General features: G+C 54.8%; 13 protein-coding genes and 1 riboswitch. Of the genes, 10 read left to right on the top strand and 3 right to left on the bottom strand.

What is annotated here, in order from left to right; translation table 11 throughout:
* Positions 1-31: 31 nt before the first annotated feature.
* Complete coding sequence (locus ABNT34_RS19315) at positions 32-337, bottom strand: TraR/DksA C4-type zinc finger protein (RefSeq protein WP_348734536.1); 306 nt, start codon at positions 335-337, stop codon at positions 32-34.
* 535 nt (positions 338-872) lie between these two features.
* Between ABNT34_RS19315 and ABNT34_RS19310 the strand changes: the two genes are divergently transcribed.
* The 6 genes from ABNT34_RS19310 to trpA are packed head-to-tail and all read left to right on the top strand — an operon-like array spanning position 873 to position 7564.
* Positions 873-2495: an anthranilate synthase component 1 gene (locus tag ABNT34_RS19310; protein WP_348734535.1), complete on the top strand. Its 1623-nt coding sequence runs from the start codon at positions 873-875 to the stop codon at positions 2493-2495.
* Positions 2492-3085 (top strand): aminodeoxychorismate/anthranilate synthase component II, encoded by a 594-nt coding sequence (locus ABNT34_RS19305; RefSeq protein ID WP_348734534.1) that lies wholly within the window; start codon positions 2492-2494, stop codon positions 3083-3085. Before ABNT34_RS19310 ends, ABNT34_RS19305 begins: the two co-directional genes overlap by 4 nt.
* Positions 3082-4122 carry an anthranilate phosphoribosyltransferase gene (trpD, locus tag ABNT34_RS19300; protein WP_348734533.1) on the top strand — a complete coding sequence of 347 codons (1041 nt, stop codon included), beginning with the start codon at positions 3082-3084 and terminating at the stop codon, positions 4120-4122. Before ABNT34_RS19305 ends, trpD begins: the two co-directional genes overlap by 4 nt.
* Positions 4112-5569 (top strand): bifunctional indole-3-glycerol-phosphate synthase TrpC/phosphoribosylanthranilate isomerase TrpF, encoded by a 1458-nt coding sequence (gene trpCF, locus ABNT34_RS19295; RefSeq protein ID WP_348734532.1) that lies wholly within the window; start codon positions 4112-4114, stop codon positions 5567-5569. Before trpD ends, trpCF begins: the two co-directional genes overlap by 11 nt.
* Positions 5550-6758, top strand: a complete 1209-nt coding sequence (gene trpB, locus ABNT34_RS19290; protein ID WP_348734531.1) for a tryptophan synthase subunit beta — start codon at positions 5550-5552, stop codon at positions 6756-6758. Before trpCF ends, trpB begins: the two co-directional genes overlap by 20 nt.
* The gene (gene trpA, locus ABNT34_RS19285) at positions 6758-7564 is read left to right on the top strand and encodes a tryptophan synthase subunit alpha (protein WP_348734530.1); all 807 of its coding nucleotides are present in this window, start codon (positions 6758-6760) and stop codon (positions 7562-7564) included. Before trpB ends, trpA begins: the two co-directional genes overlap by 1 nt.
* Positions 7565-7637: 73 nt before the next feature.
* Here trpA and ABNT34_RS19280 read toward each other — a convergent pair whose 3' ends face one another.
* Positions 7638-8792, bottom strand: coding sequence for a M23 family metallopeptidase (locus ABNT34_RS19280; RefSeq protein ID WP_348734529.1), 1155 nt, complete (start codon positions 8790-8792; stop codon positions 7638-7640).
* A 195-nt stretch (positions 8793-8987) separates the two neighbouring features.
* A complete protein-coding gene (locus tag ABNT34_RS19275; protein ID WP_348734528.1) occupies positions 8988-10115 on the bottom strand; it encodes a DUF547 domain-containing protein in 1128 nt (375 codons plus the stop codon).
* 101 nt (positions 10116-10216) lie between these two features.
* A riboswitch (TPP riboswitch) is annotated at positions 10217-10317 on the top strand.
* Positions 10318-10559: 242 nt separating this feature from the next.
* Here ABNT34_RS19275 and thiC point away from each other — a divergent pair.
* From thiC to thiS, 4 genes are read left to right on the top strand one after another with little or no spacing between them, the layout of a single operon-like run.
* Entirely contained in the window at positions 10560-12386 is a 1827-nt protein-coding gene (thiC, locus tag ABNT34_RS19270) for a phosphomethylpyrimidine synthase ThiC (RefSeq protein ID WP_348734527.1), read from the top strand.
* The gene (locus tag ABNT34_RS19265; protein WP_348734526.1) at positions 12373-13959 is read left to right on the top strand and encodes a thiamine phosphate synthase; all 1587 of its coding nucleotides are present in this window, start codon (positions 12373-12375) and stop codon (positions 13957-13959) included. Before thiC ends, ABNT34_RS19265 begins: the two co-directional genes overlap by 14 nt.
* Positions 13946-14827 (top strand): HesA/MoeB/ThiF family protein, encoded by an 882-nt coding sequence (locus ABNT34_RS19260; protein ID WP_348734525.1) that lies wholly within the window; start codon positions 13946-13948, stop codon positions 14825-14827. The genes ABNT34_RS19265 and ABNT34_RS19260 overlap by 14 nt, the downstream gene beginning before the upstream one ends.
* Positions 14827-15027 carry a sulfur carrier protein ThiS gene (thiS, locus tag ABNT34_RS19255; protein ID WP_348734524.1) on the top strand — a complete coding sequence of 67 codons (201 nt, stop codon included), beginning with the start codon at positions 14827-14829 and terminating at the stop codon, positions 15025-15027. Before ABNT34_RS19260 ends, thiS begins: the two co-directional genes overlap by 1 nt.
* The last annotated feature ends 1 nt before the right edge of the window (position 15028 follow it).

The following is a 15028-nucleotide window of genomic DNA, read 5'->3' as shown; positions in this document are numbered from 1 at the left end:
CTGCGGCTATGTCATACACCCTGCTATTCAATCAGGCACAGTGCTGACAGCGCAGCGCAAATGGCAGGAGTTTCAGCCGCGCCGGCGCAATCACTTCGCCACATTGCTCACATAAACCGTATTCGCCACGCTGTTGCCGGTCCAGTGCCAGATGCAGTTGCAACAGCTCGCGTTGCAACTGCTGCTCCAGCTGCTGCAACACTTCGTCATTTTCACGTTGCTGCGCCTGCTCGGCGCTGTCAGCCTCATGATGTTGCCGTAAATCGCGTTGCACGGCGGCCAAGCGTTGTTGTAATTGCTGTTGTAAATCGACTAACAATTGGTGTTGCTCAGACATGATTCAGCTCCAAAGCCATGCTCAGTGATCACCATCTCACTGTATACCTTGGGACAACTGCCGTGTTGATCCAGCGCAAAAGCTGCGCCTGCTGCTTATTGAATAAATAGACTTTCAGACGTCTTTACGCTTTTATTTTCAATTCCTGCCGATTTTTGCTTGACGCCGGCAGGCAAATTGCGGTTTTATAGACGCAAGACTCAATGTCAGACAAATAACCGGATACCCCATGCACCTTAACCTTATTCAGCTGACAACTCAGCCAATCATCTGGTGGTGGCATACTCCTTAACGGGCGTGTGTTGGTGGTGTATGCCAAAAAACCAAAGGCCCGTTTTCCAAAACGGGCCTTTGTCGTATCTGGACTCACAAATTTTTAAAGCGTGGAGTAAACAATGAGCACAACAGCACTGATTTCCTGGCGATGGTGGCAATTTTCGAAGGGCAATTGTGGCCCGGCTTTGGATTATTGTCGTTTTTATTAAGGTCAGCTGACCGCCCGCACAACTAGACGCGGGTTTACAGGAAATTCCGGATGATTTTCAGTCATATCACACAAACACCAGGCGAAGTTGCATCTATTGCCACCGCCATCCCCTACCAAAGCGACGCTTTGGGTTGTTATCAGCAATTAAGCCGCCTGAGCCCGTATAGCCTGCTGCTTGAATCGGCCGAAATTGACAGCAAAGACAATTTAAAGACTTTGTTATTGCTGGACGCGGCGCTGCGCATTGAATGCCAGGACCTTGAGGTCCGGGTCGACGCCGTCTCCGACAACGGTTTACCACTGCTGCAATTTCTAGAAGACAAACTGCAAGGCCTGGCGCAGTTAGCGCGCAGCACCAACAGCCTCAGTGTGCAGTTCAGCCGGCCAGACCCACTCTGCGATGAAGCCAGCCGATTATTAGCACCAACGCCGCTGTCTGTACTGCGCACCTTGCAACAAAGCTTATGCAGCCACAGTGATGAGCCTTTTGCGGTATTTTTGGGTGGCGTCATCGGTTACGACTATGTCGCAAGTGCCGAACTGCTGCCGGACGTGCCGGTCGGCAACAATGCCTGCCCTGATTTTGTGTTTTATCTGGCCGAAACGCTGTTAGTGCTCGACCATCAACGCCAACAAGCCCGGCTGGTTGGCAACGTATTTTGTGGCGAGCAGGCGATGCAAAGTTGCTTTGGCATTGGTAAACGCCTTGAGCAACTGAATCGGGTGTTACAAGGTGGCTGTCAATTTAATCCGGTACTGGAAGCGCGTCAGGCCGTCAGTGCCGACATGCTGAAAGTGGACATCAGCGACGCAGCATTCAGCGCACAAGTCGAACAGCTCAAACACAATATTGTTGCCGGCGACGTGTTTCAGGTGGTGCCCAGCCGCTGTTTCAGTCTGCCTTGCCCGTCACCGCTGGCCGCATACGCGCGGTTAAAACAACAAAACCCCAGCCCTTATATGTTTTACCTGCAGGACCCGGCTTTTGTGTTATTTGGCGCTTCACCGGAATCGGCACTGAAATTTGACGCCACCAGCCGTCAGGTTGAGATTTATCCCATTGCCGGTACCCGCCGCCGCGGTTTTAATGCGAAAGGACAACTCGATCGCGACCTCGACAGCCGGATTGAACTGGAACTGCGCCAAGACGAAAAAGAAAAAGCTGAACATCTGATGCTGGTCGATTTAGCCCGTAACGACGTGGCGCGCATCAGTGTGCCGGGCAGCCGTTATGTCAAAGAGCTGCTTAAAGTCGACCGCTATTCTTATGTGATGCATTTAGTCTCGCGTGTGGTCGGCACCTTAAAACCAGAACTCGATGCGCTGCATGCTTATCAGGCCTGTATGAATATGGGGACTCTTGTCGGCGCGCCGAAAGTGCGGGCGGCAGAACTGATTCGTCAGGTCGAAGGTAAAAAACGCGGCAGCTACGGCGGCGCCGTCGGTTATTTGTCCGGCAACGGTGATTTTGACAGCTGCATTGTGATTCGCAGTGCTTATGTGCAAAACGGCGTCGCCTCGGTGCAAGCCGGCGCTGGTGTGGTGTTTGACAGTGTGGCACAGGCTGAAACCGAAGAAACTCGCAGCAAAGCACAAGCAGTGTTAAGCGCCATTCTGGCGGCGCATTCAGCCGACAGTGTGCAAACGCAAAGCACAGGAGGTGCCTTATGAGCCTGGTGTATTTACTGGATAACAAAGACTCTTTTACTTACAACCTGGTGGACGAGCTGGCGCAGCTGGGCTGCACGCTGAAGCTGTATCGCAATACGGTGCCGGCGGCTTATATCTTCGACAAGATGTGTCAGGAAAGCGAACCTGTGGTGCTGTTGCTGTCCCCAGGCCCTGGCGCGCCAAAAGATGCCGGCTCGATGCCAGAGCTCATTCGCCTGTGTGCCGGGCGTTTTCCGATGCTGGGGATTTGCCTCGGTCATCAGGCCTTAGTCGAGCATTATGGTGGTGTCGTCGGCCGCGCCGGTGAAACTGTGCATGGTAAAACCTCGTTGATTGAACTGGCTGATCACCCGCTGTTTGCCGGTTTGCCGAAGCCTTTTGCCGTGGCGCGTTATCACTCCTTAATGGCCACCGAAGTGCCCGCTTGCCTTCAGGTGATTGCTAACTATCAGCATATTCCGATGGCAGTACTGCACAGCGAACATAAAGCGCTGGGTTATCAGTTCCACCCGGAATCGATCCTGACCACGCAAGGTAAACCGCTGCTGGCACAAAGCCTGGCGTTTCTGACACAAGGGGCCACTGCATGACTGAAAGTTTAACCCCACGTGAGCTCGAACTGGCGACCATCAGCCAATTGCTGAACCGCGAGTCCTTAACCGAAGCGCACAGCGAAGCCTTTTTTGCCGCCGTCGCACGCGGGGATATTGACCCGATAGTGCTGGCGTCTGTGCTGACGGCGCTGAAACTCAAAGGCGAAACCGCGCTGGAAATCGCCGGTGCCGCCAAAGCTTTTCGCGCCGCCGCGACGCCACTGCCAGCGACCGGCCTGCCGGTTATCGACTGCTGTGGCACTGGCGGTGATGGCAGCAATACCATCAATATTTCCACCACTGCCGCTATTGTGGCGGCGGCCATCGGTTTAAAAGTGGCCAAACACGGCAATCGCAGTGTGTCGTCGCAAAGTGGTTCGGCCGATTTGCTGGAACAACTGGGTATCGACATCCAGATGAGCCCAGAGACCGCCGCCCGCACGCTGCAACAGGCCGGTGTCAGCTTTTTATTTGCGCCTGTGTATCACAGCGGCATTCGCCATGCGATGACAGTGCGAACCGCACTGAAGACCCGCACTTTGTTTAATTTGCTGGGGCCTTTGTTAAACCCGGCGGCGCCCAAGTTTCAATTACTCGGCGTCTACGACAAAGCGCTGTGCCCGGTATTGGCAGAGGCGCTGTTACAACTTGGCGTCGAGCGCGCCTGGGTGGTACATGGTGAAGGCTGCGACGAGATAGCGCTGCATGGCGTGACCGAAGTTTGTGAAGTGCGTGACGGTCAGGTCCATCAGTTCCGTTTAACCGCCGCCGATTTTGGCCTGACACCAGTGCCACTCGAAGCATTACGCGGCGGAAAACCGGCGGAAAACGCCCAGGCCAGCCGCGATATTCTGTCTGGCAAAGCACCACAGCCGCATCGGGCTGCCATCGCCGCCAATGTCGCGGCCATGCTGAAAATTTGCGGCCAGGGCGAAGATTTAGCAACCAATACCCAAGCCGTGCTTGCGCTACTTGCAACAGATCAGGCAATGACCACCTTACAGCAGTTCCGGGAGGCCAGTCATGGCAACTAATCCGACAGCAACACCAGCTTCCACAACGGCTTCATCAGCCAAACCGAATATTTTGCAAACCATCATTGCGCATAAAACCATTGAAGTGGCCGAAGATAAAATCGCGCTGCCGCTGGAGAGTTTTATCGCCGATGTGGTGCCAACCCAGCGCAATTTCCTCAAAGCACTGACCGCGCCTGGCGCACGTTTTATCCTGGAATGCAAAAAGGCATCGCCATCCAAAGGCCTGATCCGCGCCAATTTTGACCTAAAAGAAATCGCCGGCGTCTATGGCAAATATGCCGACTGTATTTCGGTGCTGACCGACAAAAAGTTTTTTCAGGGCAGTTACGATTACCTGAAAACCATGCGCGGTTTGGTCGACCAGCCTTTGCTGCACAAAGACTTTATCATTGACGAGTATCAGATTTACCGCGGCCGCGCTTGCGGTGCCGATGCAGTCCTGCTGATGCTGTCAGTGCTGGATGATGCCGAGTATCAGCAGCTCGCGGCACTGGCACATCGCCTGAACATGACAGTGCTGACTGAAGTCAGTAACGAAGACGAAACGCTGCGCGCAGTCGCCCTGAAAGCTGAACTGATTGGCATCAATAACCGTAACCTGCGCACACTGGAGACGGATTTAAACACCAGTTTCCGCCTGGCGCGGCTGGTACCGCCGTCCACGCCTTTGGTCAGCGAATCCGGCATCTATTTTAACCATCAGGTGCGTCAGCTCGGTAAAGTGGCGACCGCCTTTTTGGTTGGCAGCTCTTTAATGGCCGAGCCGGACTTAGACCGTGCTGTACATGCCTTAACCCGTGGCGAGCATAAAGTCTGTGGCCTGACGACACCAGAGCAGGCGCAGCAAGTCGCGGCAGCCGGCGCCGTGTACGGCGGGCTGATTTTTTATCCGCCGTCACCGCGTTTTGTCACGCTTGAACAAGCCAAAACCATTCGCGACAGCGCTTCCTTACGTTTTGTCGGGGTTTTTGTCAATGAAGCGCCAGCGCAGGTGGCCTTGGTGGCGCGTGAATTACAGCTTGCGGCAGTGCAGCTGCATGGTGACGAAGACGAAAGTTATATCGCCAGTTTAAAAACTTTATTACCCAAAGGCTGTGAGATTTGGCAGGCCTATCGCGTGAAAGACACGCTGCCGCAGTTTAGCCACAACGCCGACCGGATTTTACTCGATGCTTACCAACCCGGTATTCCCGGCGGCACCGGTTTGTCGTTTGACTGGAGTTTGCTTGGCGAGCGCATTTTACATAAACCCGTGATGCTGGCCGGCGGTTTAAATCCCGACAACGTCCAGCACGCCTTAAAAACGGCCGCCAGCGGCCTCGATATGAATTCAGGTCTGGAATCGGCGCCCGGCGTCAAAGATCCGGCCAAAATTACCAGCGCATTTCAACGTATCAGAGCTTTCAGTTTCGGAGAAACCAGTGATGACAGCACCCAAGCTTAACCCTTATTTTGGTGACTACGGCGGCATGTTTGTGCCGGAGTTGTTAGTCCCGGCCCTGCTGCAACTCGAGCAGGCTTTTATTGACGCACAGCAGGACCCGGCCTTTTTAGCCGAGTTCCAGCAGCTGTTAAACGAATACGCCGGCCGGCCAACGCCGCTGACATTAACGCGGAATATTTCCCCCAATCCTTTGGTGAAAATCTATTTAAAACGCGAAGATTTATTACACGGCGGCGCGCACAAAACCAATCAGGTGCTGGGTCAGGCATTACTCGCCAAGCGTATGGGCAAAAAAGACATTATCGCGGAAACCGGTGCCGGTCAGCATGGCGTCGCCACGGCCTTAGCCTGCGCCCTTTTGGGCCTTAACTGCAAAATTTATATGGGTGCCAAGGACATTGAGCGCCAGCAACCAAACGTATTCCGGATGAAACTGATGGGCGCGACTGTTATTCCGGTCACCGCCGGCTCCGGCACTTTAAAAGATGCGGTCAACGAAGCGATGCGCGACTGGTCCGCCAGCTACGCCACCAGTCATTATCTGCTCGGCACCGCCGCTGGCCCGCATCCGTTCCCGACCATAGTGCGCGAATTCCAAAAGATGATTGGTGAAGAAGCCAAACAACAAATCCTTGCGGCTGAAGGCAAATTGCCGGATGCCGTACTGGCTTGTGTTGGTGGTGGTTCCAATGCCATCGGCATGTTTGCTGATTTTATCAAGGAAGACGGTGTGCGGCTGATTGGCGTAGAACCGGGCGGCATGGGCATCAATACCCATCAGCATGGCGCGGCGCTCTCCACTGGCAGTTTTGGTATTTTGCATGGCGCTTATACCGCTATTATGCAAACCGCCGACGGGCAGATTGAAGAGTCCTACTCCATTTCCGCCGGCCTCGACTATCCGGCCGTCGGCCCGCAACATACTTATTTATCCTCAATTGGCCGCGCTGAATATGTCGCCATTAACGATGACGAAGCGTTAGAGGCCTTCCAGTTACTGGCCAAATCGGAAGGCATTATCCCGGCGCTGGAAAGCTCACACGCCCTGGCGCACGCGTTAAAAATGGCCAAAACCGCGACAGCGCCGCTGGTGCTGCTGGTGAACTTATCCGGCCGTGGCGACAAAGACTTAGGCCATGTGATGTCGGTGCTGGCCGCACAAGCAAAAACTACAGGGAGTGCCCACTGATGCAACGTTATGACCAGATGTTCAGCCGCTTAAAAGCGGCTAATCAGGGCGCTTTTGTGCCATTTGTGACCTTGGGTGACCCCACAGCAGATTTGTCTTTTGACATCATCAAAACGCTGGTGGACAACGGTGCCGATGCATTAGAACTCGGTATCCCGTTTTCTGACCCTATCGCCGATGGCCCGACCATTCAGGGTGCTAATATCCGCGCTTTGGCCGCAGGCGTCACGCCAGCTGATGCATTTGCCATTATCGCCAAAGTACGGGCTTATGCGCCGGATTTGCCAATTGGCCTCCTGCTCTACTCCAACTTAGTGATGGCGCGTGGCATCAGCCATTTTTATCAGCAGGCCAAAGCAGCTGGTGTTGATTCGGTATTGATTGCCGACGTGCCGTTATTAGAAAGCCGGCGCTTTCGCGAGGCGGCACTGGCATCGGATATTGCACCAATTTTTATCGCCACACCAAACGCCAGCGACGACACTTTAAAGGAACTGGCCTCTTACGGCCGTGGTTACACCTATTTGTTATCACGCGCCGGCGTCACCGGCACTGAAACCGCAGCCGCAATGCCGGCCGATGCAATGCTCAGCAAACTCAGCAGCTATCACGCGGCGCCAGCACTGCTCGGTTTTGGAATCTCCAAACCTGAACACGTCAAAGCAGCTTTGGATTCAGGTGCGGCCGGTGCTATTTCCGGCTCAGCGATAGTGCAGCTGATTGAAAAACACCTGGCTGAGCCTGCAGTGTTATTACAACAACTGGGCGATTTTGTCCGGGGCATGAAAGCAGCAACACAGCGCTGATAGACAGGTTCCAACGTAAAAAGGCCTGAAATGTCAGGCCTTTTTTAATTGCAACTGGTCGTTGCTTTTGCTGTCAGTGATTAAAAAAACCTGAGCATTTTTTCACGCCGTTTTTCGTCAGATAAAACCTTGTGCAGTTGGTGTCATAACTGCTGCCGGTCGCGGTAATTTGCCAGCCGGATAAATACACCGTATTTAAATGCACCCAGCTGCCATTTTGTTTCAGGCTCCAGTGCTGATGCGGCCCGGTGGACGAACCGCCGTTACACAAAGCCTGAGGCTGGGTGTTGGCCGGATTGGCGATTTTGGTATTTTTCGCCACATTGGCGCCGGTGTTGTACTGGATGTTCATCAAATGGTAATAAGTGGTCGACCAGCCGCCGCTATGCACCACTTCAGCAAAACAGGACGAATGGCGTTTAAAACTGCCAGCCGCTGAGGCCGCCACCCAGGTATTGGACTGATTGCTGCCCCAGCCACCGCCGATGCTCATATCCAGCGACGACATCGGATAATTGCCGCTGCCGGTATTGGTATGAGCGCCACCGACATGCCAGCTTTGCCCAAGCGGAAACGGAAATTGCAGAAAACCATTGGCAGGACCGGCCAGCGTCGTGATGTTTTGCATGCTGCTATCCGCCGTGCTGTTAGCCGGCGCTGGCTGGTAAGCTTCGGCAAATAATTGCTGATAACGCTGAGTAAACTTCGACAGCTTGTCCGCCTGAAGCTGCGAAACCTCTAAGCCTTTGTTGTTATCCGCGCCAAACAGATAACTCAGTGCTGCGGCCGGCGCTGTAGCAAATTCACTGGCAGCGGCCTCGCGTTGATACAACCGCGTGGCCAGCTGATCCGCCACATCCTGTAACTGCGCACTAAAACCATTTGCCGAACTGAGCCCCGCCAGCGGTTGTTGTAATAAAGCCAGATCCGGCGTGCTGATCAACTGGCTTTGCAAATCAATCAGGGTTAATAACACCCGTGGACTGATGCTGCTGTAACCGGCCCAGTGCGAGATCACTTCCGCATAAGGCAACAGATGCGGGGCCTGGCTGGCCAGATATTGCTCGATATCAAAGTGAAACATTTCGTCGTAGCTGTAAATCAAAGCGCTGCTGGCAGGGTTCAGCTGTGGCAACCTGGCGTCCGGGCTTTCACTGGCTTGCAGTACAGGTGCAGACAATAGCAGGACACAACAAAACGGGGTGATTTTATGTTTGATGTTCATCATTGAGCCTCTTTGTTCCATGTTCAGGCGCAGCAAAACGCTGCTTGCTGAGCCTAACAAAGGGAAAAAATCCGGCATGGTGACTGGAAAAATATCAGTAAAAAGTCCGGGGTTTATCATAGGAATATCAAAAGGCTGTCAATGGAGTTCGCAGGCCCCCAATGTGACAGCCTTTGCTGTGCACAAATGGCTACCCGTCTATTGCTGCGGTTTTGCCGTTGCAGTTTTTTCTTCTGCCGGCAAATCGATAATATCGACTTTGCCTTCTTTTACCTGCTGCCGTTTACGCAGCATTTTCAGCTGATGCATTTGTTTACCGTCCAGGCGCAGCGGATTACTAATGGCACTGAGTTCGCCTTTGCGCTTGCTGGTATCCATGACAAATTCGGCATCGAAACTTCGGCTGTTCGACCGGCGCACGGTGCCGTAAATGTCAGCGATACGCCAGTCGTTGATATCAGCGGTGACCACATCGGTTTTGGCCAGTGCATCCTGCTCATCGACGTTGACATACTGCTGCAGGTGCGATTTTAAGTCATAAGGGAAATTCGGAAAAAACGCCTGATGGCGCTGATAAAAACCGGAAGCGCGAAAACTGGTACCATATTCCGGATAAGAACCACGACTGGTGTTGACGAACTCGACGGCATTTTCTTTCAGCTGTACTTTGAGTTTTTTACCGGTAAAAGGCTCGCTGCGGATACTGGGGCCGCTGATATAACCTTCATAAAAACCATAAATCACGTCGGTGCGACCGGCCGAAAGCGGCAGTACTTTGTGAAATTTAATATCAGTCAGGCTCAGCGTTTCATCGCCCATCCGATACAGCCGCTGCGTTGCCCAGGGCTGTTCGCCTTGGTACAAATCATCTAAGAATTTCTTCGGATACAGATGGGCGATATGGTCAATCACCAGCACATTGTGCAAATTCAGCCAGTAAGCCAGTTGCTCGTCGGTACTGCGGGTCTCCAGCAGCTTTGGGGACATTGCCAGCATGTCGTCCCGCACCTGCCGAAGCGCCGGCAATAACTCCGGATATTTCACAAAAGCTTCAAACAAAAACCGGCTGCCATCATAAGAACTGCGACGGATCACTGATTTGATCCGGCTATTGATATCGGGGGAGTCTGTGGAGTAGTTGTAGCGCACCGGAGAGCCGGTCGCGAGCACGGCTTTTTGCAATAAATCGTGATAACTGTATTGCCCGGCAGGTGCCGCGATTGTTGACTCTGCGCCTACTGGCTCGGCATTTGCCGTCAGCGCCTGCAGCGGAAACAACAGGCTGCCCAATAACAACATCCCAACACAGCTCGTCCCTGCTTTCATCGCCACTCTCCTTGGATGATTGTTGTACCAATATGAAACACGAAATACACAAATGCAACAACACAGCATTTGCCAGCCGCAAATTTTTTTGCTTATACTGCGCGCACTTGTCGGAGTGCCCATTGGGCTGAGACCGCGAAAGCGGATACCGTTGAACCTGATCAGGTTAGAACCTGCGAAGGGAAACAAGGGGATCACTGCAACCCTGCTGCAACAGATCCATACAGTGCCAAACCTTTGAGAGAAGGTGTTGCTGTATGCGAGCGCGCCGCAGATCTGCAGTTGTCTGTGCTGTTGGATTTTTCACCGGAGTTTCCCGGAGCTTATCCAGCTGCACTGACTTTCTATCAAATGTGTGTCGCCCCCGGCGCTTCAATGCAGCCGGCACAGCAACACACATCTGCCCCACTCCGGACAAGCAACTCAACTTTATTGGAGCTTGCTATGTCTGACTGCACAACTACATCACAAACGGCGCCACAGCTGAATCGTCGCGATAAACGCGAAGCGGCGCGCCAGTTTATTGTCGATTTTAAAACCGCTGCTTATACCGGTTCCCGCCGGATTTACCTGCAAAGTGAAGATGGCACGGTTGCGGTACCTTGTCGTGAAGTGGCGTTACATCCATCGCCGGATGGCAGCGCCAATGCGCCAGTGCCCGTCTATGACTGCAGCGGGCCTTATGGTGATCCAACTTATCAGGCCGATGTCAGCCGTGGTCTGCCAAAACTTCGGGCCGGCTGGATAGCCGGTCGTGACGATACAGAGCCTTGTGCTTCTCCACTTTCCGCGCTTGCGGTGGAACTGGATGCACAGCAAGGCCAGTTTAGTCATGCGGTGCGTCAGGCCTTACCCGGTAAAAGACCCACTCAGCTGGCTTACGCCCGTGCTGGCCTCATCACGGCGGAAATGCAGTTTGTCGCCCTGAGAGAAAATATGGCGCGTGCCGCCCAGCAGCAGGCTGCCGTCGATTTAGCGCCACAACATGCCGGTGAAAGTTTTGGTGCCGGCATTCCGGCGCAAATCGACGCCGAATTTGTCCGCAGCGAAATCGCCGCCGGCCGCGCCATTTTGCCGGCCAATATCAATCACCCGGAAGCAGAGCCGATGATTATCGGCCGCAATTTTCTGGTCAAGGTGAATGCCAACATCGGCAATTCAGCGGTCAGTTCCAGTATCGAAGAAGAAGTGGAAAAGCTGCTGTGGTCGGTGCGCTGGGGCGCCGATACCGTGATGGATTTATCCACCGGCCGGCATATTCACCAGACCCGTGAGTGGATTTTACGCAACTCGCCGGTGCCGATTGGCACAGTGCCGATTTATCAGGCACTGGAAAAAGTGCGCGGTGATGTAGAAAAACTGAGCTGGGAACTCTTTCGCGACACCTTAATTGAACAGGCCGAGCAAGGCGTCGATTACTTCACCATTCACGCCGGTGTGTTAAAAGATTTTATTCCGCTGACGGCAAAACGCATCACCGGCATTGTGTCGCGCGGCGGCGCTATTCTGGCGCAGTGGTGCCAGCTTCAGAACAGCGAAAATTTCCTCTATCAGCATTTTGCCGAGATTTGTCAGATTTGTGCCCAGTATGACGTGTCATTAAGCCTCGGCGATGGCTTGCGTCCCGGCTGTGTCGCCGATGCCAATGACGAAGCTCAGTTTGCCGAACTGCGCACCTTGGGCGAGTTGACCAAAATCGCCTGGCACTATGATGTACAGGTGATGATTGAAGGCCCGGGCCATGTGCCGCTGCAATTGGTGCAAGCCAATATGACCGAGCAGCTGCAACATTGTCACGGCGCGCCGTTTTACACTTTAGGCCCGCTTATCACTGACATTTCGCCGGGGTATGACCATATCGCATCCGGCATAGGTGCGGCGCTCATCGGCTGGTTTGGCTGCGCCATGCTGTGTTATGTCACGCCCAAAGAGCATTTGGGCCTGCCGGATAAAGAAGATGTCAAACAAGGGCTGATTGCCTACAAAATTGCCGCGCATGCCGCTGATTTGGCCAAAGGCCATCCCGGCGCACAGCTGCGTGACAACGCTTTATCCAAAGCGCGCTATGAATTCCGCTGGCTGGACCAATTTCATTTATCGCTCGACCCGGATACCGCCAAAGCTTATTACCAGGCAGCATTGCCGGAAGGTGCCGACACTGAATTTTGCGCCATGTGCGGGCCAAAATTCTGCTCGATGAAACTGAATCAAACGGTCAAAGCCAGTACTTTGTCAGCAGCACCACTGGAGCGCGCCGATGCACCAGCCTGAACCCGGCCTGATCTGGCTCATCGGCGGCTCGGATTGCAGTGCTTTGGCCGGCATTCAGGCGGATTTGGTCACAGCGCAGGATTTGCAAGTGCCGGCCGCCACTGTGCTGACCGCGGTAACTGCACAGCATCAGACGGCGGTGCTGGCGGTGAATCCGGTTTCGCCTGCGGTACTGCAGTCCCAGCTGGATGCCCTGACGGCCCCGGGCCAACCGCTGCCGGTGGCGATAAAAATAGGTCTGGTGCCGGACCTTGCTACGCTGGAGCTGCTGATCGACTGGCTGAATGCCTTCAGGCAACAACAGCCGCAGGTCTGGATCATTGTTGACCCGGTGCAAGTGGCAAGCTCGGGTGGCGCCCTGCAACGCTTGAGTCCGTCCGCGTTCGCGCCTTTATTGGCGCTAACCGACGTGCTGACGCCGAACGGACCTGAACTACGGGCTTTGGCCGGTTTACCCGCCGATGCGGAGGCACAGCTTGCGGTCCAGCTGTTGTTGGCCGGCGGCGTCAAAGCCATCTGGTGCAAAGACGGTCATGGCAGTGGCGAGTCGCTTTTTGAAAAGTTGTATCTGCATCCGGCGGCAACGCAAAGCTTTAAACTGTGGCCGGCCCAGGCGCTGAACAACGCTTTGTCAGCCGGCGCGCCGCAAAGCGCACTGCAACTGGAAAAACACCGGCTAACCGGCAGTTGGCGCGGCACCGGCTGCAGCTTTGCCACGGCATTGGCCTGTGCTTTGGCACAACCGATGTTGCTGCCTGATGCATTCGTGCTGGCAAGTCTTTACTTACAACAATGCCTGCAGCGTCCCGCGACAAAACCATTTCAGCTTGGCCGGGCCGGCTGGCCGCTGACATTGCAACCGCAAGACCGTATGACTTTGCGTGGGCCACTGGCTGGCGCTCCCAGTATCAACAGCACTGGCTTTGCGCCGCTGCAGCAGGCACCGGACATTTATCCGGTCGTCAGCAATTTCAGTCAGCTGGTGGACGTTGCCGCGGCCGGTCTTCGCACCGTGCAGCTGCGCGTGAAAACGGGCACTTCGGTGCAACTGCGCCAGCAACTGCAGGCCGCTATTGCCTTTGGTCAGCAACATCAGCTGCAACTGTTTATCAATGACCACTGGCAACTTGCGCTGGAGCTGGGTGCTTATGGTGTGCATCTTGGCCAGGAAGATTTGTTCACAGCCAATTTAACAGCTATCCATCACGCCGGCCTGCGTCTGGGCATTTCTACTCACGGCTATCTGGAGCTGTTGCAGGCACTGCAGCTGAGGCCTTCGTACATCGCACTGGGTCATGTTTTTGCTACCCCAACCAAAGACATGCCCTCTATCCCGCAAGGTCTGCGCCTGCTGGCCCGCCAGCAACGGCTTTGCCAGCAACAACAGATCCCGGCCGTCGCCATTGGTGGCATTGACGCCTCGCATTTGCCGCAACTGCGCGCTTTGGGGCTGTCAGGCGTGGCAATGGTGCGGACTGTGGTAGAAGCCAAGGATATCCGGGCGCGCTGCGAACAACTGCAGCAGTTGTGGCATCAGGTACCGGCCGGAGAAAGCCCTTATGACATTATCTGACAGCGAATTTATCCGCTATAGCCGCAGCCTGATGCTCGGCGATGACGGCCTGGAACGTCAAACCCGGCTGAAACAAGCGCGGGTGCTGGTCCTGGGCCTCGGCGGGCTCGGTTGCCCGCTGGCCAGCACTTTGGTCAGCGCCGGCGTCGGCGCCCTGACACTGATTGATGGTGATGTCGTCGAATTATCCAATCTGCCGCGCCAGAGCCTGTATCAAAGCAACGATGTTGGTAAACCCAAGGCCGAAGTTGCCGCAGCGCGGCTGCGCCAGCACAACCCGCATCCATTACTGCTGGTGCATCAGGGCCGGCCGGATGCGCAACAGCTACGTGAACTTGCCGCCGACTGCGATGTGCTGGTTGATTGCAGTGACAATTTGCCGACCCGGCTGCAGCTAAACCGGCTGGCGCGAGAGAGCGGCAAACCGCTGTTTGCCGGCGCCGTCAGCGGCACTTCGGCGCAGTTGTATCTGCTCAATCCCCACAGCGCCTGTTACCAGTGTCTGGTCGACCCCGACTGGCAAGTGTTGCAAAACTGCCGAAGCATCGGTGTAGACCCGGCGCTGGTGACTTTGACCGCGCAGCAACTGGCCTGGCTGTTGTTGCAGTATTTACAGGCTGGTCCCGCTGACACCCCAGACGCAGTCCCCTGCGGCCAGGAAAACCCAGTGCCCTTCGGGCAGGCAAATCCAATCCCCTTCGGGCAGGCAAATCCAGTGCCCTTTGGGCAGGCAAATCCGTTGCCCTTTGGGCACTACGGCCGCTTTGCTGCTAGCGAGAATCACATCGGTTTTCACTGGTATCCGCTACACCAGAACCCAGATTGCGCCTGCTGCGGCGTTGGTTCTGCTTTAGAAGGAGCAGTTTGATGCTGTATATCAATCAACAAAAAAGCCTGCTGCAAGCCGCCACGCTGGCGGACCTGGCGGAGCAACTTGCGCTGCCGAAGCAAGGCGTCGCGTTGGTGCTGAACCGGCAACTGTTGCCGCGGACTTTGTGGGCGCAAACCCAATTGCCGGAAGAAACAGACCATCATATCGAAATTTTTCAGCTGGTTGCCGGAGGTTAAC

This window comes from Rheinheimera texasensis (genome assembly GCF_964031785.1).
Lineage (GTDB): Bacteria > Pseudomonadota > Gammaproteobacteria > Enterobacterales > Alteromonadaceae > Pararheinheimera > Pararheinheimera texasensis_A.
The sequence above is the reverse complement of the archived record's forward strand: the minus strand, read 5'-3'. Positions and strand labels throughout refer to the sequence as shown.